Annotated in this window: 25 protein-coding genes and 1 pseudogene; 19 read left to right on the top strand and 7 right to left on the bottom strand. The window is 54.4% G+C overall.

Going from position 1 to position 25,753, the window contains the following annotated elements; genetic code table 11:
• The first annotated feature begins 20 nt into the window (after positions 1–20).
• From nuoG to ACTF5M_RS06825, 13 genes are read left to right on the top strand one after another with little or no spacing between them, the layout of a single operon-like run.
• Complete coding sequence (gene nuoG / locus ACTF5M_RS06885) at positions 21–2,039, top strand: NADH-quinone oxidoreductase subunit NuoG (RefSeq protein WP_438960315.1); 2,019 nt, start codon at positions 21–23, stop codon at positions 2,037–2,039.
• A gap of 7 nt (positions 2,040–2,046) precedes the next feature.
• Positions 2,047–2,430 (top strand): hypothetical protein, encoded by a 384-nt coding sequence (locus ACTF5M_RS06880; protein WP_438960297.1) that lies wholly within the window; start codon positions 2,047–2,049, stop codon positions 2,428–2,430.
• 6 nt (positions 2,431–2,436) lie between these two features.
• Complete coding sequence (gene nuoH, locus ACTF5M_RS06875) at positions 2,437–3,474, top strand: NADH-quinone oxidoreductase subunit NuoH (RefSeq protein WP_438960296.1); 1,038 nt, start codon at positions 2,437–2,439, stop codon at positions 3,472–3,474.
• A gap of 10 nt (positions 3,475–3,484) precedes the next feature.
• The gene (gene nuoI / locus ACTF5M_RS06870; RefSeq protein ID WP_048597932.1) at positions 3,485–3,979 is read left to right on the top strand and encodes an NADH-quinone oxidoreductase subunit NuoI; all 495 of its coding nucleotides are present in this window, start codon (positions 3,485–3,487) and stop codon (positions 3,977–3,979) included.
• Positions 3,976–4,410 (top strand): carboxymuconolactone decarboxylase family protein, encoded by a 435-nt coding sequence (locus ACTF5M_RS06865; RefSeq protein ID WP_438960295.1) that lies wholly within the window; start codon positions 3,976–3,978, stop codon positions 4,408–4,410. Before nuoI ends, ACTF5M_RS06865 begins: the two co-directional genes overlap by 4 nt.
• Positions 4,407–5,012, top strand: a complete 606-nt coding sequence (locus ACTF5M_RS06860; protein ID WP_048597934.1) for an NADH-quinone oxidoreductase subunit J — start codon at positions 4,407–4,409, stop codon at positions 5,010–5,012. Before ACTF5M_RS06865 ends, ACTF5M_RS06860 begins: the two co-directional genes overlap by 4 nt.
• Positions 5,013–5,015: 3 nt before the next feature.
• Entirely contained in the window at positions 5,016–5,321 is a 306-nt protein-coding gene (gene nuoK, locus ACTF5M_RS06855; RefSeq protein WP_048597936.1) for an NADH-quinone oxidoreductase subunit NuoK, read from the top strand.
• A 4-nt stretch (positions 5,322–5,325) separates the two neighbouring features.
• The gene (gene nuoL, locus ACTF5M_RS06850) at positions 5,326–7,422 is read left to right on the top strand and encodes an NADH-quinone oxidoreductase subunit L (protein WP_438960294.1); all 2,097 of its coding nucleotides are present in this window, start codon (positions 5,326–5,328) and stop codon (positions 7,420–7,422) included.
• Between the two features lie 6 nt (positions 7,423–7,428).
• On the top strand, positions 7,429–8,979 hold the full coding sequence (locus ACTF5M_RS06845; protein WP_438960293.1) for an NADH-quinone oxidoreductase subunit M: 1,551 nt from the start codon (positions 7,429–7,431) through the stop codon (positions 8,977–8,979).
• A 12-nt stretch (positions 8,980–8,991) separates the two neighbouring features.
• The gene (nuoN, locus tag ACTF5M_RS06840; RefSeq protein WP_438960292.1) at positions 8,992–10,428 is read left to right on the top strand and encodes an NADH-quinone oxidoreductase subunit NuoN; all 1,437 of its coding nucleotides are present in this window, start codon (positions 8,992–8,994) and stop codon (positions 10,426–10,428) included.
• Complete coding sequence (locus tag ACTF5M_RS06835) at positions 10,418–11,164, top strand: biotin--[acetyl-CoA-carboxylase] ligase (RefSeq protein WP_438960291.1); 747 nt, start codon at positions 10,418–10,420, stop codon at positions 11,162–11,164. Before nuoN ends, ACTF5M_RS06835 begins: the two co-directional genes overlap by 11 nt.
• A 12-nt stretch (positions 11,165–11,176) precedes the next feature.
• Complete coding sequence (locus tag ACTF5M_RS06830; RefSeq protein ID WP_438960290.1) at positions 11,177–11,956, top strand: type III pantothenate kinase; 780 nt, start codon at positions 11,177–11,179, stop codon at positions 11,954–11,956.
• Entirely contained in the window at positions 11,953–13,614 is a 1,662-nt protein-coding gene (locus tag ACTF5M_RS06825) for a ribonuclease J (RefSeq protein ID WP_438960289.1), read from the top strand. The genes ACTF5M_RS06830 and ACTF5M_RS06825 overlap by 4 nt, the downstream gene beginning before the upstream one ends.
• Before the next feature lie 99 nt (positions 13,615–13,713).
• On the opposite strand, the gene ACTF5M_RS06820 is transcribed toward ACTF5M_RS06825, so the two are convergent.
• From ACTF5M_RS06820 to ACTF5M_RS06805, 4 genes and pseudogenes are all read right to left on the bottom strand, one after another.
• Entirely contained in the window at positions 13,714–15,321 is a 1,608-nt protein-coding gene (locus ACTF5M_RS06820; RefSeq protein WP_438960288.1) for a DEAD/DEAH box helicase, read from the bottom strand.
• Positions 15,322–15,618: 297 nt separating this feature from the next.
• Positions 15,619–17,229 carry a peptide chain release factor 3 gene (locus tag ACTF5M_RS06815; protein ID WP_438960287.1) on the bottom strand — a complete coding sequence of 537 codons (1,611 nt, stop codon included), beginning with the start codon at positions 17,227–17,229 and terminating at the stop codon, positions 15,619–15,621.
• A gap of 63 nt (positions 17,230–17,292) precedes the next feature.
• Positions 17,293–18,036: pseudogene (locus ACTF5M_RS06810) on the bottom strand (Hint domain-containing protein).
• A gap of 5 nt (positions 18,037–18,041) precedes the next feature.
• Entirely contained in the window at positions 18,042–18,266 is a 225-nt protein-coding gene (locus ACTF5M_RS06805) for a hypothetical protein (RefSeq protein WP_438960286.1), read from the bottom strand.
• Between the two features lie 285 nt (positions 18,267–18,551).
• Between ACTF5M_RS06805 and ACTF5M_RS06800 the strand changes: the two genes are divergently transcribed.
• Together ACTF5M_RS06800 and ACTF5M_RS06795 are read left to right on the top strand one after the other, a co-directional pair.
• Complete coding sequence (locus ACTF5M_RS06800) at positions 18,552–19,331, top strand: SDR family oxidoreductase (RefSeq protein WP_438960285.1); 780 nt, start codon at positions 18,552–18,554, stop codon at positions 19,329–19,331.
• 197 nt (positions 19,332–19,528) lie between these two features.
• Entirely contained in the window at positions 19,529–20,620 is a 1,092-nt protein-coding gene (locus tag ACTF5M_RS06795; protein WP_438960284.1) for an ABC transporter ATP-binding protein, read from the top strand.
• 15 nt (positions 20,621–20,635) lie between these two features.
• Here the strand turns inward: ACTF5M_RS06795 and ACTF5M_RS06790 are convergent, their stop codons facing one another.
• A complete protein-coding gene (locus ACTF5M_RS06790) occupies positions 20,636–21,301 on the bottom strand; it encodes a helix-turn-helix transcriptional regulator (RefSeq protein WP_438960314.1) in 666 nt (221 codons plus the stop codon).
• A gap of 206 nt (positions 21,302–21,507) precedes the next feature.
• Between ACTF5M_RS06790 and ACTF5M_RS06785 the strand changes: the two genes are divergently transcribed.
• From ACTF5M_RS06785 to ACTF5M_RS06770, 4 genes are read left to right on the top strand one after another with little or no spacing between them, the layout of a single operon-like run.
• On the top strand, positions 21,508–21,723 hold the full coding sequence (locus tag ACTF5M_RS06785) for a twin-arginine translocase TatA/TatE family subunit (protein ID WP_048597959.1): 216 nt from the start codon (positions 21,508–21,510) through the stop codon (positions 21,721–21,723).
• A gap of 37 nt (positions 21,724–21,760) precedes the next feature.
• On the top strand, positions 21,761–22,249 hold the full coding sequence (gene tatB, locus ACTF5M_RS06780) for a Sec-independent protein translocase protein TatB (protein ID WP_438960283.1): 489 nt from the start codon (positions 21,761–21,763) through the stop codon (positions 22,247–22,249).
• Positions 22,246–23,142, top strand: coding sequence for a twin-arginine translocase subunit TatC (gene tatC / locus ACTF5M_RS06775; protein ID WP_438960282.1), 897 nt, complete (start codon positions 22,246–22,248; stop codon positions 23,140–23,142). The genes tatB and tatC overlap by 4 nt, the downstream gene beginning before the upstream one ends.
• Positions 23,142–24,002, top strand: a complete 861-nt coding sequence (locus ACTF5M_RS06770) for an ATP-binding protein (RefSeq protein WP_438960281.1) — start codon at positions 23,142–23,144, stop codon at positions 24,000–24,002. The genes tatC and ACTF5M_RS06770 overlap by 1 nt, the downstream gene beginning before the upstream one ends.
• Positions 24,003–24,034: 32 nt before the next feature.
• On the opposite strand, the gene ACTF5M_RS06765 is transcribed toward ACTF5M_RS06770, so the two are convergent.
• Together ACTF5M_RS06765 and ACTF5M_RS06760 are read right to left on the bottom strand one after the other, a co-directional pair.
• Positions 24,035–25,222, bottom strand: a complete 1,188-nt coding sequence (locus tag ACTF5M_RS06765) for a peptidoglycan DD-metalloendopeptidase family protein (protein ID WP_438960280.1) — start codon at positions 25,220–25,222, stop codon at positions 24,035–24,037.
• 97 nt (positions 25,223–25,319) lie between these two features.
• A partial coding sequence (locus ACTF5M_RS06760) for a protein-L-isoaspartate O-methyltransferase family protein (protein WP_438960279.1) occupies positions 25,320–25,753 on the bottom strand: 434 nt, incomplete at its 5' end.

Here is a 25,753-nt window from a genome sequence, read left to right as displayed (position 1 = left end):
GCAAAACGGGAACCGATGCAATGGCAGACCTGCGCAAAGTCGTAATTGATGGCACCGAAATCGAAGTAGACGGTGCCATGACCCTGATCCAAGCCTGCGAAGAAGCTGGCGTTGAGATCCCTCGCTTTTGTTACCACGAACGTCTTTCTATCGCGGGCAACTGCCGTATGTGTCTGGTTGAGGTCGTTGGCGGCCCACCCAAGCCCGCGGCGTCTTGTGCGATGCAGGTCCGCGATTTGCGTCCTGGCCCCGAAGGCCGAGCGCCAGTTGTAAAAACCAACTCGCCCATGGTGAAAAAAGCCCGCGAGGGCGTTATGGAATTCCTTCTAATCAACCACCCGCTTGATTGTCCGATTTGTGATCAGGGGGGCGAGTGTGATCTTCAAGACCAAGCCATGGCTTACGGCGTAGACTTCTCGCGCTTCCGCGAAGCGACGCGCGCGACGGATGATCTTGATCTTGGACCGCTTGTTGAAACCCATATGACCCGCTGCATTTCATGTACGCGGTGCGTTCGCTTTACGACCGAGGTCGCGGGTATTCACCAAATGGGCCAGACGGGCCGTGGTGAAGATGCTGAAATCACCTCGTACCTTGGTGAAACGCTCGATTCCAACATGCAGGGCAACATCATTGATTTGTGCCCCGTTGGTGCGCTTGTTTCAAAGCCCTATGCATTCACTGCGCGCCCTTGGGAATTGACCAAAACAGAGTCCATCGACGTGATGGACGCGCTTGGCTCCAACATTCGCGTTGATACCAAAGGTCGTGAAGTAATGCGCTTTTTGCCGCGCAACCACGACGGCGTGAACGAAGAGTGGATTTCGGACAAAACCCGTTTTGTATGGGATGGTCTGCGCCGCCAGCGTTTGGATACACCTTATTTGCGTGAGAACGGGAAGCTGCGACCAGCAACGTGGCCCGAAGCGCTTTCTGCTGCTGCAACAGCAATGAAGGGTAAAAAGGTTGCGGGTCTCGTCGGGGATCTTGCGCCGACTGAGGCCGCGTTTGCATTGAAAACTTTGATCGAAGGACAAGAGGGCAACGTTGAGTGCCGGACTGATAATGCAAAGCTTCCTGCGGGCAACCGCGGTGCTTACGTAGGTACGGCGACTGTTGAAGACATAGATCATGCAGATAAGATCCTGCTTGTTGGCGTTAACCCTAAACTTGAAAGCCCCGTTCTTAATGCGCGCATTCGCAAGGCTTGGAGCCGCGGCGCAGATGTGGTTGTCGTGGGTGAAGCGGTTGACCTGACTTATGAGTATGAGCACATGGGTAATGACCGTGCGGCGCTTGCTCATATAGCGGGCTTGGATATGAGTGCGCTGCAAGATGTGAATTTTATCTGCATCGTTGGTCAGGGCGCATTGAACGAGGCTGATGGCGAGGCTGTTGTGGCCACGGTTCAAGGCATATGCGAGAAGTCAAACGGCAAGCTGATGGTGCTTCATACAGCTGCGTCGCGCGTCGGTGCGATGGATGTTGGTGCGGTTACTGATGGTGGGGTGACTGCTGCGATCGAAGGCGCGGAAGTGATTTATAACCTCGGCGCGGATGAGATTGATGTGGCGGCTGGCCCGACTGTCATTTACCAAGGTAGCCATGGCGACCGCGGTGCGCACCGTGCTGACATTATTCTGCCAGCGGCGGCATATACCGAAGAAAACGGTTTGTTTGTGAACACCGAAGGTCGCCCACAGCTTGCGATGCGCGCTGGTTTTGCGCCCGGGCAGGCGAAAGAGAACTGGGCGATTTTGCGCGCGCTATCCGCTGAGTTGGGCGCGCAGCTGCCCTACGACAGTCTCGCGCAGCTGCGCAGCGCCATGATCGCCGCACACCCGCACCTTGGCCAAATTGATGAAGTTGCGGAAAACGCCGTTATGGCATTGCCGAGCAAGCCGCTTGGTAAGGCAAACTTCAAATACGCTGTGAGTGATTTCTATCTCACCAACCCAATCGCACGTGCGTCTGCGCTGATGGCTGAGCTGTCGGCAAATGCAAAAGCACGCGCATCAAACAAGCTAGCGGCGGAGTAAAATCCCCGTGCGGTGGAGCGTCGCGTGTCTGATCGGGCTGGCCGCATGTCAGCCTGTGCAGACCTCACAAGATGCGGCGTTTTCACCAAAATACGAAGGAATACGAACCGATTTGCTCGACGGTGACTTGGTCAACTTTAACGTAACGATGCGCGGCGCGCGCACAAAGGCTGATTTGCGAGCCTACGCTGAATGCGCTGCCGCCCAGTATACGTTGATCCGGGGCTACGGTTTTGCGCGCCACGTGCGCACAACGACAAAGATGCAGGGTGGAAAGTGGCATGCAGATGCTGTTTACACCATTTCGCCAGCACTACCGCGAGGTGTCAGCACGATTGACGCTGAAGTGGCTGTTGCGAACTGCAAGGAACTGGGAATACCGACGGTGTGAGGACCAATGGCTGATTTTCTAAATACGGGTGCCGGAATGGCGCTGATCATTGTGGCCCAAACGCTGGCAGTTGTCGCGTTTGTCATGGTTTCGCTTCTTTTCTTGGTCTATGGCGACCGTAAGATTTGGGCGGCCGTACAGATGCGCCGTGGTCCAAACGTTGTCGGTGTGTTCGGCCTTTTGCAAACTGTGGCTGATGCGCTCAAGTACGTTGTCAAAGAAGTTGTTGTTCCAGCTGGTGCCGACAAAACCGTCTTCATGCTTGCGCCGCTCACAAGTTTTGTGCTGGCTTTGATCGCTTGGGCGGTTATCCCGTTCAACGACACGTGGGTTTTGGCCGACATCAACGTGGCTATCTTGTACGTTTTCGCGATCTCGTCACTTGAAGTTTACGGCGTGATTATGGGTGGTTGGGCGTCTAACTCAAAGTACCCTTTCCTTGGCTCTCTGCGGTCTGCGGCGCAGATGATCTCTTATGAGGTATCGATCGGCCTCATCATCATTGGCGTCATTCTGTCTACTGGCTCGCTTAACTTTGTTGACATTGTACAGGCGCAGGAAGGCAGCTTTGGGTTCTTCAACTGGTACTGGTTGCCGCACTTCCCGATGGTTTTCTTGTTCTTCATTAGCTGTTTGGCTGAAACGAACCGTCCACCGTTCGACCTTCCCGAAGCGGAATCTGAATTGGTCGCTGGCTATCAAGTTGAATATTCATCTACACCGTTTTTGTTGTTCATGGCGGGTGAGTACATCGCGATCTTCCTGATGTGCGCATTGATCTCGTTGTTGTTCTTTGGCGGCTGGTTGTCCCCGATCCCGTTCTTGCCTGATGGTCCGCTCTGGATGGTTGGTAAGATGGCGTTCTTCTTCTTCCTCTTTGCGATGGTGAAGGCGATCGTGCCACGCTACCGATACGACCAACTGATGCGCTTGGGATGGAAAGTATTCCTACCGTTCTCGCTGGTGTGGGTCGTGTTTGTAGCCTTCGCAGCAAAGTTTGACTGGTTCTGGGGCATCTATGCCCGTTGGGACCTCATTGGGTAAGGATCAGAAAATGGCAAATATCGATTATACGCGCGCTGCTAAATATTTTCTGTTGGCAGACTTCTTTAAGGGTTTCAAACTTGGCTTGCGCTACTTCTTTGCGCCTAAGGCAACATTGAACTACCCGCACGAAAAAGGTCCGCTGAGCCCGCGTTTCCGCGGCGAGCATGCTTTGCGCCGGTATCCAAATGGAGAAGAGCGTTGCATTGCGTGTAAATTGTGCGAGGCTGTGTGCCCTGCACAGGCCATCACTATTGACGCCGAGCCCCGTGATGACGGCAGCCGCCGTACCACGCGCTATGACATCGACATGACCAAGTGCATCTACTGTGGTTTCTGCCAAGAAGCCTGTCCGGTGGACGCAATTGTTGAGGGCCCCAATTTCGAGTTTTCAACAGAGACCCGCGAAGAGCTGTATTACGACAAGACAAAGCTGCTTGAGAACGGCGACCGCTGGGAAGCTGAAATTGCACGCAACCTTGAGATGGATGCGCCCTACAGATGACTAACACGCCCGAAAATCCATTTCAGGCTTTCCTTGATCAGTCCGCAGATTGGACCAAGGAGATGGCACCGCACATGGAACGTTTCATGGGCGGCAACTGGTCGTCTGCGGAATGGATGCAGGGCATGGAAAAGGCCATGGGTGCCATGAGCGAAGAGATGCTCGATGCAACTATGGGCGGCACCGCAAGTGCAGGGGGCTTGGACGCCAAGACCCGTTTGCTGGTGTCACTTGCAGGTTTCGTTGCACAGGGTGCGACGGCCGATGCGCAGATTAAAATTACTGTCAGCAACGCGCACACAGCCGGTGCGACAGAACAAGAAATCATGGAGACCATCGCTACGATGTCTCTGTTGGGCGGCATGCCCGCGATGACCAAAGCGATGCAACTGGCCGCAGATGCATTGAAAGAGAAGGACGACACCGAATGAGTGTGCTGACAATTGCGTTTTACGCCTTTGCGATCTCAACGATCGCCGGGGGGCTTTTCACTGTTATTGGTCGAAACCCCGTTCACTCAGTTTTGTGGCTGATCTTGGCGTTCCTGTCATCCGCAGGTTTATTTGTCACGTTGGGTGCTGAGTTCGTCGCCATGCTGTTGATCATCGTCTACGTGGGCGCGGTCGCGGTTTTGTTCCTATTTGTTGTGATGATGCTAGACGTCGACTTTGCCGAGCTGAAAGCCGAAATGGCCAAATACGTGCCGATTGCGCTGTTGATTGGTACAGTGTTGTTGATGCAACTGGCGCTGGCCTTTGGCGCGTGGGAATACGGCGACGGTGCACTTGAACGCGTTGCGGCACGTCAGGGTGATCAGCAAAACACAGCGGCTTTGGGCCTGCTCATCTATGACAAATACATCATGCTGTTCCAGCTTTCAGGGTTGATCCTGCTTGTGGCGATGATTGGCGCAATTGTACTGACACTGCGTCACCGCCAGGACATCAAACGCCAAGACGTTGTAGCGCAGATGATGCGCGATCCAGCGAAGGCGATGGAACTCAAAGACATCAAATCAGGGCAGGGCTTGTAACTCATGATTGGCATCGAACACTATCTTACCGTTGCAGCGGCCTTGTTTGTTATCGGTATCTTTGGCCTTTTTCTTAACCGTAAGAACGTCATCATCCTGCTTATGAGCATTGAATTGATGCTCTTGGCGGTGAACATCAATTTTGTCGCTTTCAGCGCGTTTCTGGATGATCTGGTTGGCCAGGTATTCACCCTCTTTGTGCTGACTGTTGCAGCGGCCGAAGCGGCGATTGGTCTTGCAATTTTGGTTTGTTTCTTCCGCAACCGTGGCACCATCGACGTTGAAAACGTCAACGTGATGAAAGGCTAATCCAATGGAAACCATCATCTTGTTTGCACCCCTCATTGGGGCCTTGATCGCGGGCTTCGGCTGGAAGTTTATCGGCGAAACCGCGGCGCAATACGTGTCGACTGGTTTGTTGATGTTGGCTGCGGGTCTTTCATGGGTCGTATTCCTGTCGTTTGACGGAGTTACACATTCGATCCAGATCTTGCCATGGATCGAGAGCGGCACTTTTGCGACTGATTGGGCGATATGCCTTGACCGCTTGACGGCGACGATGCTGATCGTGATCAATTCGGTTTCGGCGTTGGTTCACCTCTACTCGTTCGGCTACATGGCTCATGACGAAAACTTCAAAGAGGGCGAAAACTACAAAGCGCGCTTCTTTGCATATCTGTCTTTCTTTACTTTCGCGATGTTGACGCTGGTCACAGCCGACAACCTTGTTCAGATGTTCTTTGGGTGGGAAGGTGTGGGCGTTGCGTCGTATTTGTTGATCAACTTCTATTTCCGCAAACCTTCGGCCAATGCTGCTGCGATGAAAGCATTCATCGTCAATCGCGTGGGTGATTTTGCTTTTATCCTCGGTATCGCGGGGCTGTACTTGCTGGCAGACAGCGTGAAGTTTGAAGATATCTTCGCCTACATGCCAACATTGGCCGAGCAGACAATCCGTTTCCTCTGGACTGACTGGTCTGCACCGAACTTACTGGCATTCCTGCTGTTCGTTGGCGCTATGGGTAAATCTGCGCAGTTGTTGTTGCACACGTGGTTGCCTGACGCGATGGAAGGCCCGACTCCTGTGTCGGCACTTATTCACGCGGCGACAATGGTTACTGCGGGTGTGTTCCTCGTATGTCGTATGTCACCGCTGATGGAGTTCGCACCGGTCGCCACAAACTTTGTGGTTATCGTAGGCGCGATCACAGCATTCTTTGCGGCAACTGTGGGCTTGGTTCAAAACGATATTAAGCGCGTGATTGCGTACTCAACTTGCTCGCAGCTTGGCTACATGTTTGTGGCAGCGGGCCTTGGTGTTTATTCAGTTGCGATGTTCCACTTGCTGACACACGCGTTTTTCAAAGCGATGCTTTTCTTAGGCGCGGGCTCTGTCATCCACGGAATGCACCACGAGCAGGACATGCGTAACTACGGCGGTCTTCGCAAGAAACTACCGGTGACATTTTGGGCGATGATGATTGGTACTTTGGCCATTACTGGTGTGGGTATTCCGCTGCTGTATGTTGGCTTCCCAGTTGGCTTTGCGGGCTTCGTTTCAAAGGATGCAATCATTGAGAGTGCGTTTGTGGGATCAACTTTTGCGTTCTGGATGCTGGTCATTGCTGCATTCATGACAAGCTTCTACAGCTGGCGCCTGATGTTCTTGACGTTCTACGGCAAGCCGCGGGGTGATAAACACACCCACGAGCACGCCCACGAAAGCCCCAGTGTAATGCTAGTGCCGCTCGTCGTACTTGCTTTTGGCGCAATTTTCGCCGGCATGGCGTTCTACAAACCCTACTTTGGTAGCCAAGAAAGCGTTGATAAGTTCTTTGGTATTGGCGTGAAAAAGGGCGAAGCGCATGCGTATTTCGACGCCCCAACGTTGGTAGCACCGGCATACGCAGCTGGCGCTAAGGCAGACGGGGATCATTCGGATCACGACCGCAGCCAAGTCCCCGGTGAAGGTGCCATCTTTATTGGCCCAGACAACCACATGATCCATGAGGCTCACTTGGTGCCGAAATGGGTCAAGCTTAGCCCGTTTTTTGCGATGCTCTTTGGCTTCATCTTGTCGTGGTACATGTACATTCGTCGTCCTGATCTGCCCGCAAAATTGGCCGAAAACCAATGGCCGCTGTATAATTTCTTGCTCAACAAATGGTACTTTGACGAGCTTTACGACGCGGTCTTTGTTCGCCCTGCAAAATCACTGGGCCGCTTTTTGTGGACCCGTGGTGATGTTGGCATCATCGACGGTGGCATCAACGGTTTGGCGCTTGGTATTGTGCCGTTCTTCACCCGTTTGGCAGGGCGCTTGCAGTCCGGCTACATCTTTACTTACGCGTTCTCCATGGTGATCGGCCTCGTTGTGCTGATCACGTGGATGACCCTGACTGCTGGATAACGAACCATGGATAACCTTCTCTCCATTGTCACTTTTCTGCCGCTGCTTGGCGCGCTTATTTTGGCGCTGTTTTTGCGTGGTGACGACGAAGCAGCACAGCGCAACGCAAAGTGGGTCGCATTGTGGGCCACCACAGCAACGTTCGTTTTTTCGATCTTCATTCTTACCGGCTTTGACGCGTCAAACACGGGCTTTCAGTTTGTTGAAGAACACACATGGTTGATGGGCCTGACATACAAGATGGGCGTTGACGGGATCAGCGTTCTGTTCGTGATGCTGACCACGTTCCTCATGCCGCTTGTGATTGCGTCCTGCTGGGGTGTGACGCACCGCGTCAAAGAATACATGATCGCGTTCTTGTTGCTCGAAACACTGATGCTGGGTGTATTCTGCGCGTTGGATATGGTGCTGTTTTACCTGTTCTTTGAGGCAGGCCTGATCCCGATGTTCCTAATCATCGGTATTTGGGGTGGTGCGAACCGTATCTACGCGTCGTTCAAGTTCTTCCTCTATACGTTCCTTGGCTCGGTTCTCATGCTGGTTGCGATGGTCACGATGTATATCGAGGCAGGCACGACCGACATCCCGACGCTACTGAGCTTTGAATTTGACAGCGCGGTTCTGAACCTGTTCGGCTTCCACATCCTCGGCGGTTTTCAGACGTTGTTATTTTTGGCATTCTTCGCAAGCTTCGCGGTAAAAATGCCCATGTGGCCGGTGCACACATGGTTGCCTGATGCACACGTTCAGGCGCCAACAGCGGGTTCTGTAGTTCTTGCGGCGATCTTGCTTAAGATGGGCGGCTACGGCTTCTTGCGCTTCTCACTGCCTATGTTCCCCGTCGGCTCCGAGATCCTATCACCGCTAGTGTTGTGGATGTCGGCCATCGCGATTGTGTACACATCGCTTGTCGCATTGGTCCAAGAGGATATGAAAAAGCTGATTGCCTACTCATCTGTTGCGCACATGGGCTTTGTGACAATGGGTATCTTCGCAGCCAACCAGCAAGGTGTTGATGGTGCGATTTTCCAGATGATCAGCCACGGCTTTATCTCTGGCGCACTGTTCTTATGTGTCGGTGTTATTTACGATCGGATGCACACACGCGATATCGATGCTTACGGCGGTCTTGTGAACAGAATGCCTGCATATGCGTTGGTGTTCATGTTCTTTACCATGGCCAACGTTGGCTTGCCTGGGACGTCCGGTTTTGTAGGTGAATTCCTGACCATCATTGGCGTGTTCCAAGTGAACACATGGGTGGCAATGGTCGCTGCGACGGGTGTGATCTTATCTGCTGGCTACGCGTTGTGGCTCTACCGCCGCGTGGTGATGGGTGACCTGATCAAGGAAAGCCTAAAAACAATCACAGATATGACCCGTCTTGAGCGGGCAATCTTTGCCCCACTCGTGGTGATGACGCTGTTGTTGGGGATCTATCCCAGTTTGGTAACAGACATCATCGGACCATCGGTTTTCGCCCTTGTTCAAAACTATGACGTGGCCGTCAACGCATTTGATGCGACAGCCCAAACCGCTGAAATCGCGGCGCACTAAAGGATCTGAGCTATGACTGCTGATATCAACACTATGCTGCCGGAAATTGTGCTGGCACTTTATGCCATGGTTGCGCTGATTGCTATTGTCTACACAGGCAAGGATGCCATGGCGCGCTTGTCGCTTTGGATGACCTCGATCGTATTCGTGGGCATGGCTGCGTGGATCGCAACATCGGGCGAGGGCACATCTGTGGCGTTCGGTGGGATGTTTGTGGACGATGCGTTCTCGCGCTTTGCAAAAGTCACAATTCTGTTGTCGGCAGCCGCGGTTTTGCTGATGTCGGAAGAGTACATGACGCGTCGTGATCTGCTGCGTTTTGAGTATCCGCTGTTAGTTGCCTTGGCAACCGTTGGCATGATGGTCATGGTGTCTGCTGGTGATTTGATGGCCCTTTACATGGGTCTGGAGCTGCAATCCCTCGCGCTTTACGTGGTCGCATCGCTGCGCCGCGACAATGTCAAATCTACTGAAGCGGGCCTTAAGTACTTTGTGCTGGGTGCGCTGTCATCTGGTCTGTTGCTTTACGGTGCGTCGCTGACATACGGCTATGCGGGCACAACCCTGTTCACTGGTATCGTCGATGCCGCAGGTGACGGGCCGATGTCGCTTGGGCTGATCTTCGGCTTAGTTTTCTTGTCTGTGGGTCTTGCATTCAAAGTGTCCGCAGCACCGTTCCATATGTGGACACCAGACGTATACGAAGGTGCTCCAACACCGGTCACCGCTTTCTTCGCTACCGCACCGAAGGTTGCGGCGATGGCTCTATTTGCCCGCGTGATGCACGATGCATTTGGGACTTCAGTTGCTGACTGGCAGCAAATTGTGGCCTTCCTTGCGGTTCTATCGATGTTCCTTGGTGCCATTGCTGCGATTGGTCAAACAGATATCAAGCGTCTGATGGCGTACTCGTCCATCGCGCACATGGGTTTTGCTTTGATGGGCCTTGCAGCGGGTACCGCTTTGGGTGTGCAGGCCATGCTGATCTACATGGCTATTTACGTAACTATGAACATCGGGACGTTTGCGTTTATTTTGACGATGAACAAAGAAGGCCAACCCGTGACAAATATTTCTTCGCTGAACAGTTTGGCAAGCCGTGAGCCAGTTCAGGCCTTGGCCATGTTGGTACTGATGTTCAGCCTCGCGGGTGTGCCGCCGATGTTGGGTTTCTTTGGCAAATACGGTGTGCTTGTTGCAGCGGTAGATGCCGGACTGTCATGGCTGGCAATTGCAGGTGTGATTGCATCGGTCATTGGTGCTTTCTACTACCTTCGCATCGTCTACTTCATGTACTTCGGTGAGGCGCAGGACGACATTTCTGTAAAGGCCACGCCGGTGCTGAGGTTGTTCCTTGTCGGTTCTGCTGCGGCAATGCTGTTGGGTGTGATCAACTTGTTCGGAATTGAGGCACCAGCGGCTTGGGCAGCGGCATCACTTGTCAACTGATTGGCCAACAGGCGTCGATTTGATCGAACTGGATCAAGTCGACAGCACAATGGCAGAGGCGGCGCGGCGCGCGCCGTCGCTTATATCTCCCACATGGATAAGGGCCGATGCCCAGTCCGCAGGACGTGGCCGGTCTGGTCGATCTTGGGGGCAGCCCAGTGGTAATCTTGCGGCCACTCTTGTGTTCAAGCCCGATTGTTCGGCCCAGCAAGGGGCGCAGCGCAGTTTTCTGGCAGCCAATGCATTGTTTGATGCCTTAAGCGCGTTTGTTCCTGCGTCCAAGTTGGCGTTAAAGTGGCCCAACGACGTATTGCTGTCGGGCGGTAAAGTTGCAGGAATTTTGCTTGAGGCGTCGGGTGGGGCTCGGTTGAATTGTTTGTCGATTGGCATTGGTGTGAACCTTGCTCATGCACCCGTAATTGAAGACGCCGCATTTGGTCCGACAGCGGTTGCACGGCATCTTGATACGCAGGTTGAGCCTCCCACGCCAATGAACTTCTTGAACATACTTGCGGGGAAATATGAATCGCAAGAAGCGCTTTTTGCGACCGAAGGTTTTGATCACATTCGGGCACAATGGCTGTCACGCGCCGCCCGTCTGGGCGAGGTGATTACCGCCCGAACGTTCCGCGACACAATCACTGGAACCTTTCGAGATGTGGACGCGGAGGGCAATCTTGTATTAGAGACCCCCAAGGGCTGTGAAACCGTCACGGCTGCCGACGTATATTTTTAGGAGGCAAGCGGAATGTTACTGGCTATCGATTGCGGCAACACCAACACTGTCTTCTCAATTTGGGACGGTGAGCATTCCATTGCGAATTGGCGGACCTCGACCGAGCATCAGCGCACGGCGGATCAATACTATGTCTGGCTGTCGACCCTGATGTCTTTCCAGAAAGTCGATGTTGAGATCACGGATGTCATCATCAGCTCAACAGTCCCGCGGGTTGTGTTCAACTTACGGGTGTTTGCAGACCGCTATTTCAATTGTCGCCCGCTTGTCGTGGGACGACCTGATTGTTTGTTGCCCGTGGATGTGCGTGTTGATGGCGGCACCCAAGTTGGACCGGACCGTTTAGTAAACACTGTTGCCGGACACAGCCTTTTTGGTGGTGATTTGATTGTCGTCGATTTTGGGACCGCGACAACTTTTGATGTTGTCGATACGGACGGTGCCTATATCGGCGGGGTCATCGCACCCGGGGTGAATTTGTCGCTAGAGGCGCTCCACCAAGCGGCGGCTGCATTGCCTCATGTGGATGTGACCAAGCCCGAACGTGTGATTGGCACCAACACGGTTGCTTGTATGCAGTCGGGGATCTTTTGGGGTTATGTCGGCCTAATCAACGGCATTTGTGATTGTATCAAAGCGGAACAGGGGCGGCAGATGCGCGTCGTCTCCACTGGCGGGCTGGCCCCGTTGTTCCAACAAGGACATGCGCTATTTGATGAATATGAAGAGTTTTTGACGATGCACGGCCTGACCGTCATCTATAAATACAACAAGGATAATAATACGTTATGAGCAGCGAACGGCTGATTTACCTACCCCTCGGCGGTGCCGGCGAAGTGGGGATGAATTGCTATGTCTACGGATATGGCCCCGAACATAAAGAGCGTCTGATCGTTGTCGATCTTGGTGTGACCTTCCCTGATATGGACAGCACCCCCGGTGTTGATCTGATTTTGCCTGACGTGTCGTGGCTTGTTGAGCGGCGTGACCGTATCGACGGCGTGTTCATCACCCACGCGCACGAAGACCATGTGGGCGCAGTTGGTCACCTTTGGGAACGCCTTAAGGCCCCAATCTATGCCCGTGCGTTCACAGCGAATATTGCCCGCCGTAAGATGGAAGAGCACGGTGCGGATACTGATGCGCTGCACACGGTCAGCCCTTGGCCTGAGACATTTGAGACAGGTCCGTTCAAAGTGGGCTTCGTGCCGATCTCGCATTCGATCCCTGAGAGCTCTGGCCTTGTCATCGACACTCCTGCAGGGCGCATTGTGCACACGGGTGATTTCAAAATTGATACGAACCCCGTCGTGGGAGAGGCGTTTGATCGTGAGTTGTGGTCGTCGTTTGGGACAGTCAAAGCGTTGGTTTGTGACAGCACAAACGTATTCTCGCGCCATGCGGGCCGCTCTGAATCAACGCTGAAACCTGCCATTACGGAACTGATCGCAGAGCAAGAAGGCATGGTGGTCGCGACCACTTTCGCCAGCAATATTGCACGTTTGCAGACATTGGCGGACGCGGGCATTGCTGCAGGGCGTTCTGTCTGCCTCTTGGGCCGTGCCATGGGCAAGATGGTCCAAGCAGGCACAGAAACTGGCATTTTGACGGACTTCCCCAGTACGATTTCTGCAGAAGAGGCGACACAAATTCCCCGCCAAAACGTGATGCTGTTGGTGACAGGTAGCCAAGGCGAACGCCGCGCGGCCTCTGCCCAACTTGCCAACGGTAAGTACCGCGGCATTACCATGAAGGCAGGCGACACGTTCCTGTTTTCGTCAAAAACCATTCCCGGCAACGAGCGCGGTGTTATTAAAATCATGAACCAGTTCAGTGAATTGGGCGTGGATGTGATCGATGATTATTCTGGTGCTTATCACGTGTCGGGGCACGCAAACCGGCCAGATCTGGAAGAGATGCACCAGCTTGTGAATCCACAAGTGGTGATACCAATGCACGGCGAGCACCGCCATCTGCGTGAACATACCAAGCTGTGTACTGCCAAGGGTATGAGCGCAGTTGTTGCTGTAAACGGCACGATGATCGACCTGACCGGCAACGCCCCCAAAGTAGGTGGCTATGTTGAAACGGGTCGTACATATCTGGACGGCTCCGTCAGAGTTGGCATGCTGGACGGCATTGTGCGTGATCGTGTGAAGATGGCGCTGAACGGGCATGTAATTGTCACGGTGATCATCGACGAAGATGGTGAACCGCTTGGTGAGCCATGGTGTGAAGTGAAGGGCATCGCCGAAGTTGGCACATCAAATGCGCCGCTTGTTGATGTTCTAGAGCAGGAACTTGGTCAGCTGATTATGCGGGCCGGTGACCGTACTGTGGCAGATGATGACAAGCTTGAGGAGCAGCTAAAGCGCCAAGCGCGTCGTACCTGCCAGCAAGAGATCGGCAAAAAAGTAGAGGTGACTTGTGTGATTAGCCGCCTCAGCTAATCCTTGCGGAGACCAACGAAAAAGGCTGGAGACCTCGCGGTTTCCAGCCTTTCTTGTTCCTAGTTCGGTTGGCCCCAAGTGTTGTGCCAGCCGCTTTTGTTATTCTTCTTCGTCACCCGCGACAGTAGTTTCATTTACAGGTGCAGATTTAGACGTTTTGGCATCATTAGCGCGACGTTCAGCAAAGCTTTGCGCGATGAACGCAGGAGTGTGATCTCCAAGGCCCTCAAAACGCGGACCGTTGTTGTCATTGCCACCATTACGGCCACGACCGCGTCCGCCGCGTGAACGGCGCTGACGCTCATTTGTGTCGGCTTGGCGTGGGTTGTCTTGAGGCGTGATTGGCTGCTCGGCGTCTTTGTCTGTGTCACCCGTAGGCGCTGTCGCATCCTGAGGTGTTTCCGTTTGCGTCTCAACCACGTCTACCGCAGCTGCCTCGGGCTTTTTGCGTGACCGTGATCGGCTGCGCGACCGTGACTTTGGCTTTGCGTCCGCGTCTGCCGTTGGTGTTTCTGCGGCACCGTCTTTAGGAGCGTCAGCTTGTGCTGATGTCTTTGAGCCTTCGGGCAGATCACCGCGGGGGATTTCCTGCTTCACAAGGCTTTCAATATCCGCGAGGTTTTTCTCATCACGCGGGATGCAGATCATGATTGCTGTTCCGGTGTTTCCCGCGCGGCCTGTCCGGCCGATGCGGTGTACGTAGTCTTCGGCATGTGAGGGAACGTCATAGTTGAACACATGGCTAACGTTCGGCACGTCCAACCCACGTGCGGCAACATCAGAAGCAACCAGGAAACGCAGGGTACCATCGCGGAACGCCGCGAGTGTTTCCATACGCTTGCTTTGCTCCAGATCACCGTGGATAGGGGCTGCATCGAGGCCGTATTTCTTCATGGACTTCGCAACGATATCTACGTCCATCTTGCGGTTGCAAAAGATGATACCGTTACGGCACGCATCTGCTTCACGTTCGATCAGTTGACGCAAAAGTCTGCGCTTTTCACTGTCCTGACGGTCACGGCGCGAGCCTTTGAACATATAAACGGACTGGGTGATATTGTCGTTCGTGGTTGCCGCCCGGGCAACTTCAACTTTGGCCGGGTTCGACAGGAAAGTGTTTGTGATCCGCTCAATCTCGGGCGCCATTGTTGCGCTGAAAAACAACGTCTGGCGGGTGAACGGCGTCAGGCCAAAGATACGCTCGATGTCGGGAATGAAGCCCATGTCGAGCATCCGGTCCGCTTCGTCGATGACCATGATTTTCACGTCTGACAAGATTAGCTTGCCGCGCTCAAAGTGATCAAGCAAACGACCCGGCGTGGCGATGAGAACATCGACACCTTTGTCGATTAGGATGTCTTGTTCTTTGAATGAGACTCCGCCGATAAGAAGAGCTTTGGTCAGCTTGGTGTGCTTGGCGTAGGCGTCGAAATTTTCTGCTACTTGGGCCGCCAACTCGCGGGTCGGGGCCAAGACAAGACTGCGGGGCATCCGTGCGCGGGCGCGGCCACGTTTGAGCATCGAAATCATCGGCAGGGTAAAACTGGCTGTTTTACCGGTACCTGTTTGGGCGATGCCTAGAACGTCACGGCCTTCGAGCGCAGGTGGGATCGCGCCGGCTTGAATGGGGGTGGGGGACGTATAGCCGGTCTCTTCGACGGCTTTGAGGACCTTTTTATCAAGGTTCAGATCAGCAAAAGTTGTCATGTAAATCCGCGTTTAGTGCGGACACGATCTTGGCCCGCCGATTGGTCTGCGCGTGGCCCGGTTTGGCCATGGGATCAACAGCCCCTAAGATGCGCAGGCCAAGGTCTAGGGGATAAGTCCGTGTGGGTCAAACGCCTAAGCCAAGATGACTGATGGCAGGGGGCAATCCACCACGAATGGGTGATAAATGCACCATTTGACCGAACAATGTGGGGTAAATATGCTTGCAGTGCGCCACTTAGACCAACAGACGGCAGGGCAAGAATCGCACTGCCGTCTTGGATAGAGATTGGCGCGCTAAACCATCATTTCTTTGGTGCCGGTCAGGCTGACATCTGGGTAGTCGCGGCCAACGCGGTCAATATCCCACTGCAGGCGGGTCAAAAACACGGTGTCGCCGTCATTGTCCGTTGCGATGTGCTGTTTGTTGGCGGCAACGAATGCGTCAACCGCAGGCTTTTGGCCCTGCACCCATCGCGCCGAGGTGAATTGCGATGCCTCAAAACGCACAGGTAGGCCGTATTCCATCTCAATGCGGCTGGCCAAAACTTCAAACTGCAACGCGCCAACCACGCCGACAATAAAGCCAGAGCCGAATGTGGGTTTGAACACTTTTGCAGCGCCTTCTTCGGCGAATTGCATCAACGCCTTTTCAAGGTGCTTTGCTTTCATCGGATCACCTGCGCGGCAGGTTTGCAGCAGTTCTGGCGCAAAAGATGGAATGCCCGCGACGCGCAAGGCCTCGCCTTCGGTCAACGTGTCACCAATCCGCAACTGGCCGTGGTTTGGAATGCCGATGATGTCGCCGGCCCATGCCTCTTCCGCCAATTCACGGTCGGACGCGAGGAACAGCACGGGGCTTGAAATTGCCATCGGTTTTTTGGACCGCACATGGGTCAGTTTCATGCCCCGCTTAAAGTGCCCCGAGGCTAGCCGAACGAAGGCCACGCGGTCACGGTGTTTTGGATCCATGTTGGCCTGCACCTTAAACACAAAACCTGCCACTTTCTTTTCGTCCGGCGAAATGGCGCGCGGGTCGGCCCTTTGGGGCTGTGGCTCTGGGCCGTATGTGGCGATGCCGTCCATCAGTTCTTGTACGCCAAATGAGTTGATGGCAGAGCCAAACCAAATGGGTGTCATCGTCCCTTCAAGAAGTGCTTGCGCGTCAAGCGGGGGCATCAATTCGCGCGCCATTTCGATCTCTTCCAAGAACGTTTCCAACAGGTCAGCGGGGACCAGTTCGGCCAGTTTTGGATCGTCGAGGCCTTTGATCTTTACGGCTGAGGCGACTGTGTTTCGGTCTGCGCGGTCCATCAACTGTAGCTCGTCGCGCAAAATGTCATAACATCCGATAAAGTCCCGACCGCGCCCAATGGGCCACGATGCAGGGGTGACATCAATCGCGAGGTTTTCTTGAATTTCGTCAATAATCTCGAAAGTATCGCGGCTTTCGCGATCCATTTTGTTACAAAATGTCAAAATGGGCAGATCACGAAGGCGGCATACTTCAAACAGCTTTTGGGTTTGGCTTTCAACGCCTTTTGCCCCGTCGATCACCATCACGGCCGCGTCGACAGCGGTTAGGGTGCGGTAGGTGTCCTCGGAAAAGTCCGAGTGACCGGGCGTGTCGACAAGGTTGAACCGGTAGCTGTCCTCGCCTGTGGTGAAATCGAACGACATGGCCGATGCGGAAACCGAAATGCCGCGATCTTTTTCCATCTGCATAAAGTCCGAGCGGGTGCGGCGCGCTTCACCTTTTGCCCGTACTTGTCCCGCCATCTGGATCGCACCACCATAAAGCAAAAACTTCTCGGTAAGTGTGGTCTTACCTGCATCGGGGTGGCTGATGATCGCGAAGGTGCGGCGGCGCGCAATTTCGGGCGCAAGGACAAGCGGTGTATCTAACATAGGCCCGCTATAGCGCCCCTGGGGGGCTTGGGAAAGTGGGATATTGCGGCGCGCGTTTGGCCGCTAGCTGCCCGAAGCGCGGCGCAGTAACTCAACAGCATTTCCCGTGAGCATCCCTTCTGGAATTTCAAAGCTTAGGTCTGTTGCAGGCCCATCGGTTATATGCCGCTGCATCAGTGTTTTGGCCAAAGGTTTCGGGATCATACTGCAGGCGCTGGCATCCATTTGCATGGATTCCGCCGCGATACCTTCTGCATAGATGATGTGGTGCTGATCCAAGAGTAGTTGATAATAATCTGCAAAGCCCCCCGCCTCTTGAACAACGGATGTACCGTTGATGAGGTGGCGTGCTTGGACCATCACTTCGGCGCGCCCTGTGCCAATTTCGTCATGGCGTTGATAGATGAATAGGCGGTGATGGGGGCTGATCCGCAGATCGGCTGAGTTATTCAGCACACCCTTTTTTATTAATACGGGCGCCATTGTGCTGTTTGCGCGTTCCGTACGCTGGCCGGTCTAGCGGATTTCTTGCGCACCGCCATCTCGCGTTAAAACACGGTCGCCAACCGCCAGCTTTTCAACCGCGCGCTGTTCGCCTGAGGCCATTGTGATACGTGTGCCGCTGAAAAAAGCAGCTGCTATCACGCGGTTAAGGCGTTGATCTAGATCTGTACGGGTGGTGCCTACTAACGTGTAGGGGATTTTACGTTCAATTATGCCGAGCGGCAGCAGCAGTATTTGTTCAAGCCCGCCGCCGATGACCTCGACCAGAACAATCAACTCAAGGGTGTGACCGTCAGGTGCCATCAGCGTCATGGCGCTGTCGACGGCAAGGGTTGACCCGCATGTCCCAGTTTTGACATTGCATGGATGCTAAAGGTGCTTTGTCCGACCGCGTGTGTGTTGTTCACCGTAAGTTTGTGCAGTGCTGCAATGCCGCTAAGTTCATAGACATCTTTCAGCAGCACATCTTCGGCCAAGCCCATTTCTTCGCCGTGGTTAACGCCGGAAGTCACGCGCAACGCAGCTGCTTTCATGACCGAAAAAGATTGAACGCGGGAAGGCATTTGGGTGGGCTCTCACTCATTAGACTGTTGGGCGCGGATGATGGTTCACCGACGCGCCGTATTACTAACTACAGTGTCTTGGTTAAGATTTTGTCAGCTTTAGGACAATGCAAAGGCATATTTTGTGACGCGCAGTTATAAATTGAACGCGTGCAGGGAAATAATGTTCAATTCGGTGCAAAACCCACTGGTGCGCAGCGCGCTCAAGTGAGAAGTTGCTGGCCACGGCAACACAAATCTAAAGGCAGAGATGACATGGATTTAGGACTACGCGGAAAGCGCGCGCTCGTATGTGCCTCCTCCAAAGGGCTGGGGCTTGGATGCGCCGAGAGTTTGGCTGAGGCTGGTGTCGATTTGGTAATGAACGCACGGGGTGAAGAGGCTTTGGAAGCCGCTGCCGCCGATATTCGTGCGCGTTTTTGTGTGAGTGTGACAACAGTCGTGGCCGATGTGACTACGCAAAACGGCCAGGCTGATGTTTTGGCGGCCTCTGAAGGTGTCGATATTTTGGTCACGAACGCCGGTGGTCCCCCTCCTGGTATGTGGACCGATTGGGAGCGCGATGACTTCATTGCAGCACTTGATGCAAATATGCTGGCGCCGATTGCGTTGATGAAAGCACTGCTACCCTCCATGATGGAAAAAGGCTGGGGCCGCGTGGTCAACATTACATCCGTATCTGTCAAAGCACCGATCGCCGTCTTGGGTCTGTCCAACTCTGCACGCGCGGGTTTGACGGGGTATGTGGCCGGTACGGCACGTCAGGTGGCTGGCCACGGTGTGACCATCAATAACCTTATGCCTGGTATCCATGCCACAGATCGTGCGATCGCCCTTGATACTGGCGTGATGAACGCGCAGGGCATATCCATGGATGAGGCTAAAGCGCAACGCGCGGCGACTATTCCAGCTGGCCGCTACGGCACGCGACAGGAGTTTGGCGCTGCTTGTGCATTTATGTGTTCGCAACACGCGGGCTTCATGGTGGGGCAAAACATCTTGCTTGATGGTGGCGCGGTGAACGCGACCCTCTGATCATTTGATCTGGTACGAATTTTGAGAAGGGCGGGGTGTCAAACAAGGCATCCCGCCTTTTGCATTTATTGCACAGGTTTTCATTCGACTGCGTGCGACATGTTGAAAAGCCGCAATGTCTTGGCAAGGTGCGGTGCGGTTGCTATGTGCGAAGCCGAGCCTGATTGTTTTGCTCGGAAATAGGATACATCGCATTCATGCCCACATCCGCAGCCACAGATGCGCCGCGTCTCGAAGTGACAAACCTGAACCGCAGCTTTGGCGGTCGTAAGGTTGTGGACGACGTATCCCTTAGTGTCGCGGCAGGGCAGGTGACGTGCCTTTTGGGGCCGTCTGGCTGCGGGAAATCCACGACCCTGCGCATGATTGCCGGCGTTGAGATGCAAGACAGTGGCAAAATTATGGTCGATGGTGAGCTTGTGTGCGACACCGTCACGCGTGTTCCGGCCGAGGCCCGCTCTATCGGGCTGATGTTTCAGGACTTTGCTTTATTTCCGCACCTCACGGTTGCTGGCAACATCGCCTTTGGCCTGCGGGGATCGCGCGCGCAAAAGGCCGAGCGGGTTAATCATTTGCTTAAACGCATTGGCTTGCCCCACTATGCGGATGCCTATCCGCATCAACTGTCTGGCGGCGAGCAACAGCGCATCGCTTTGGCCCGTGCGTTGGCACCACAGCCGAAAATTATGCTGATGGATGAGCCGTTCTCCGGCCTTGATAACCGCCTGCGTGATGACATCCGCGATGAAACCCTTGAGGTACTTAAGGAAGAAGGCACCGCCGTTTTGTTGGTCACACACGAACCTGATGAGGCGATGCGCATGGCCGATGAAATTGCTCTCATGCGCGATGGCGTGATCGTGCAGCGCGGTGCGCCTTATAACGTGCACATGCGTCCCGTGGACAAAGACGCAGCTGCTTTTTTCAGTGATCTTAACATCGTGCCAGGGCGCGTTCATGGCGGATTGGTCGAGACTGCCTTTGGGCAGTTTCTGGCCCCTGCAGTGCCTGAGGGTGGTGAGGTCGAGATTGTTATTCGCCCACAGCACATCAAAATTGATTTTGACCGGCAAGGTGCTGGGCCGAACCCGACACCCCAAACTGGTGTCCCTGCGCGCGGCGTGGTTGAGCGGGCACGATTTATGGGCAAGGATTCACTCGTCGAATTCCGGATGGATTTTGACGGTTCAATCCTAAAGGCGTCCGTGCCTTCGGTGTTTTTGCCCAAAAAGGGTGTGCCTTTGTGGCTGATGCTGCGCCGTGACCGGTGCTTTGTATTTCCTAAGTAACGACGTGTTTTGCCTCTAAAGGGTAATTTTGCGTTCTGCGTAATCCGCAAGGGTTTTGCCTTGTTCTTCCACGAAAAGCCCAGGAAGAATTGAACATTCTGTAATAAGGTCGGCGCGCAACTCGTTGAATTCATGGGAAGTTTCGTTCCACACGACGCACGTCCAAACGCGCCCCCAATAATCTAGCTGTAGCGGGCGGACCACAATGTCTGTGCCGTCGTAATGTAGCTTCAGTTTTTGACGGGCACGAATTGCCTGGCGTAGCTGCGGTAAATGCTGAAATCCACGGGCGGCATCTGCGAACGGATAAATGGCAAAGCCCCAAGAGGCCGGCGCGCTGGTACGTTCTTCGGGCAACACTGCGTCGATCTTGGCGGACAACGTTCGTGCTGCTTCGGACAGATCATCGTCCGCAGCCTCACCCACAACCTGAAGGCCGACGTGCAGCGCCTCAAGCTCGGTCAAAGACAGGTTCAGCGGGGGAAGCGTAATGGCCGCCGTCACCCAATACCCTACACCGCGCTCCCCCTGAACGGGCACACCACTGGCGGCAAGCGTTTCCATATCGCGGTAGATAGTGCGCTCGGAGACATCCATCGCGCGGGCCAAATCAGCGGCACGGTGTAATTTCCCATCACGCAAATGGGTAATCAATCGGTAGAGACGGTCCTTACGCATGATTCGTACTTTCTTCCTCAGTGGTTCGTAATTTTAGGAATGAAATCTGCATTCCTGCCATTTATCTGACAGTTGACAGGTTTTTGTCATGAGAAACACCAAAAAGGCAATTTAATGGCTAGTTTATCGCTGGCGAGGGCGCGTAAATGCGCGTACTTCTTGAGGCCGGACATAGATAGATGCGCAACCAAGCGCGAAGGAGTTTAGACATGTTGAACAACATTGGCCCCATGGGTTTCTTGCTGATTGCAGTCGTCGTGTTGGTTTTGTTTGGCCGCGGCAAAGTATCGTCATTGATGGGCGAAGTAGGCAAAGGCATCACCGCGTTCAAAAAAGGCGTCAAAGACGGCACCGAAGAGCTTGAGCAAGAGCAGGCGGACGCAGCAAAAGACGTCACACCTGAGACTGAAAAAGACAAAGCCTGATCCGCGCGTGCGGGTAATGCTTGTAAAGGATTTGTAGATGTTTGGACTTGGCTGGGGCGAAATGATCGTCGTGGGTGTGGTGGCGTTGATCGTTGTAGGGCCTAAGGATCTGCCGCAGATGTTCCGTACATTGGGGCGGTTCTCCGGCAAGGCCAAAGGCATGGCGCGCGAGTTCACATCAGCGATGAACCAAGCGGCAAATTCAACAGGCGTTGGGGATGTGGCCCGCGACTTTCAGGACATGACAAGTAAGAAGGCGCTTGGTCTGGACAAGCTTGATCAAGCCTCTCGCGCGTTTGAGGCATGGGACCCGCTGAAAGACGGAGACGAGGGCGAGCCGTCACTGTCGCCCGAGCGCAGTGATGCGGCTGCAAAAATTCACGCCGCTACTAAAATTAAAGAAGCCGAAAAACGTGCAGAGGCCGCGCGGGCTGCGCTAGCTGAGGCCGAGGCAGAAGTGGCTGCAGCAAAACCTGCGACCACTGTGACGCCAAGCGCACAAAGTAAATCCGAAGGTGACGCATGAGCGATACATCCCAAGCCACCGAAGCCGAAATTGATGACAGTGCGGCACCTTTGATTGAACACCTGACTGAGCTGCGAACACGGCTCATTCGTAGTGTGGTGGCTTTTTTGGTGGCGATGGTCGCATGTTTTACGATCGCCGAGCCGATCTTGGAATTCCTCGCTGAACCGATTGCGGACATTCTACGTTCGCGCGGTGAAGACCCGCGGTTGATTTTCACAGCACCGCAGGAGAAGTTCTTTGTCTTGATCCGGATTTCGGTCATCGCGGGCTTTGCCTTTAGCTTCCCAGTCATTGCATTCCAACTTTGGCGCTTTGTTGCGCCGGGTTTGTACAAGACCGAGCAAAACGCGTTTTTGCCATTCATCATCGCAAGCCCTGCGCTTTTCATGTTGGGGGCTTCGTTTGCGCACTACGTTGTGACGCCGCTGGCGATGAACTTCTTTATCGGCTTTTCTGATGTCATCCCGTCCCTCGCAGGATTAGTCACTGGTGAGGCGCCACAGGCTAACAATGAGTTAAGCACAGTCTTTCTGGGCTCTGTGCGTGAAAGCTTGGATGTATCTCTGAAATTTATTTTCGCATTCGGTCTGTGTTTCCAGTTGCCTGTTTTATTAACCTTAATGGGCAAGGCAGGCTTGGTCAGCGCCGCCGGTCTGCGGGCTGTGCGCAAATACGCTGTTGTGGGCATTCTGGTGCTGGCGGCTTTGGTCACGCCCCCTGATGTTGTGACGCAAGTTATCCTGTTCGTGGTGGTCTATGGTCTTTACGAGATTTCTATCTGGCTGGTCCAAGGTGTAGAAAAGCGCCGTATTCAGAAGATGAAAGACGAAGGTCTCTGGGACGAAGAGCTGCACGGTGAAGGCGGGACGGACGAAAAAGAGAACCGGTGATGACGACGACTTTACCCACCGATGCGCTTGAACGGATTGCGCAGGCGCTTGAGCGTATGTCGCCCCCGCCTGTTGCAAAACCTGATTTAGATGCTGCAAGCGCCTTTGTCTGGTCGACCGAGCCTGATTGCTTGGTCCCCGTCGCAGATGTCGCGCGGGTGCCGTTAGAACTCCTGCTTGGGGTGGATCGGGCGCGGGACACTTTGTTGGCCAACACAAAGCAGTTCGCGGACGACATGCCAGCAAATAATGCGTTGTTGTGGGGCGCGCGGGGCATGGGGAAATCCAGCCTTGTCAAAGCCGTACACGGCGCTGTTCATGCTGAAAATACTTTGTGTAAGCTAGTCGAGATTCAGCGCGAAGACCTTCCGACAATCGGGCGGTTGCTTGAGCTGCTGCGCGATGCTCCCGAGTGTAGGTTTATTCTGTTTTGCGATGATCTCAGCTTTGGCCACGATGATGCCCATTACAAATCGCTCAAGGCGGTGTTGGACGGCGGGGTGCAAGGCCGCCCTGATAATGTGGTGCTGTATGCGACGTCAAACCGTCGCCATCTGATGCCGCGTGACATGATCGAGAACGAGCGTGGCGGTGCGATTAATCCAGCTGAGGCCGTGGAAGAAAAAGTCAGCCTGTCGGACCGTTTTGGACTGTGGTTGGGCTTTCACGCTTGCGGCCAAGATCAGTTTCTCGCGATGATCCGCGGATACTGTGATGCCTTCGGTGTTGAGATGGGTGATGCAGAGTTACGTGCTGAAGCTATTGAATGGCAAGCAACGCGTGGCAGTAGATCTGGACGCGTTGCTTGGCAGTATTTTACCGATCTCGCAGGACGCAAAGGCGTCTCGCTTGCAGGCTAAAGGTGGTTAACAGCGCACCTGATTAGGCCGATTTACTTTGGCAGATACGGCGCGGGATTAACGCTACCGAAGCCTTTGCGGACTTCAAAGTGCAAAAAGCTTGGACTTGTTGCACGCACTTTTGCGATGGTCTCGCCGCGCTTTACCTTGTCACCTTTTTTGACCCGCAAACCGTCCACATTTGCGTAAACAGTGATTAGACCATCGCTGTGGCGCATGATGATAATCGGGATTTGGTCTGTGTCTTTGCTGATCAAGATCACCTGACCTGCGTCGGCTGCCGTAACATTTGTGCCCGCTGGCGCACCGATGTCGATGCCTTCGTTTACGTTCTTTTTGTACTCGCGAATGATTGAGCCGCGCACGGGGTACAAAAAGCGCGCCGTTGCGGCAGCCGGTGTTGTGCTGGTGCCCAAATCTGGCGCTTGGGTTGTTGCGTCTTGTGCGTTAGCGGCGCTGGGCACATCACTTGGCAGGGGGGTCGCCGCCGATGGCGGCGTCGGGGCGTTTGAACCCGCACCTGGTTTGGTGGCATTTGCGGCTACTGGGGCAGGGGGTGCTACGGGGATCAACAAAAACTGCCCCTCACGCACGGCCAAGTCCGATCCAAGGCTGTTCCAATCTGCAAGTGAGCGGACGTTGACGCCGTAAAGGCGCGCGACCGAAAACGCAGTTTCGCCACGCTCAACACGGTGGCGGATAGGCTCCACGCCCGTTTGAGGCAATGCAGATGCCGTTGGTGCAGCGCCTGCTTGGGCCTCTGCTTTGTCGATTGCGCTGCTGGCAAGTGTTGTTACGTCAACCGATGATGGTGCACGTATTGGCCCGGTGGCTGATGCACCTGTGGCGGCTGAAGGCTCTGCCACGCGATTGGACAGGGCCACAACCTCACCACTGCGCAAGGGGTCGCTAGGGCGAATGCCGTTAAAGCGCGCCAGCTCATTAGCATTAACGCCAATTCGGTCCGCGACGGCCTGAAGTGTGTCGCCATCACGTGCGACAGCAACTTGATAGTTGGGATAACTGATGATGCCACGGTTATCAGGCTCGGGACGGGATGCTGAGGCACCGCGCGCGGCGGATGATGTGTCAGCGCCGTTGCCAGTAAGGCCGCGCAAGTCAAAATCCAACTGTTTGACCTGCTCGCAACCTGCAACAAGGGCAAGGGCCGAACATAAGACAACTGCTTTTGCTGGCATTGAAAATTTCGTGGCGTACATGGCCTGTTCCTCAATATGCTGTGCTATGGTCGTTTCCCATAGCGTAACTGCTCAATTTACGGGCCTTTTGGCCTCTGTTTTGGTGTGCCGCGCTAATTTAGTCGCGACTGACCCCTTCAAGTAGAGGTACGAACCGCACGTCGCGCAGTTCGGTATAGTCAAATCCGTCTTCGCCGCGAATAACCTTCACGAGGGTCTGAACCGTCTCGGCCTGTCCGCAGGGTACAACCATGATACCCCCGATTTTCAATTGCGCCAAGAGGGGGCCTGGGGGGTCTTCGGCGGCGGCGGTGACAATGATGCGATCAAAGGGCGCTTGGTCGGGCAAACCACGGCTGCCGTCCGCGGTGACAGCGGTAATGTTGCGAAGGTCCAGCGCCTCAAAAGTGGCGCGTGCATCATCGACAAGGCGCTTGTGACGATCAACGGTGAACACCCGGCGCGCCAGATGAGATAGAATTGCGCCTTGATAGCCAGAGCCAGTACCAATTTCGAGAACGTGATGGCGTGGACCTACGTCAAGTGCTTGGG

Source organism: Nereida sp., from assembly GCF_965655635.1.
GTDB lineage: Bacteria > Pseudomonadota > Alphaproteobacteria > Rhodobacterales > Rhodobacteraceae > Nereida.
The sequence above is the reverse complement of the archived record's forward strand: the minus strand, read 5'-3'. Positions and strand labels throughout refer to the sequence as shown.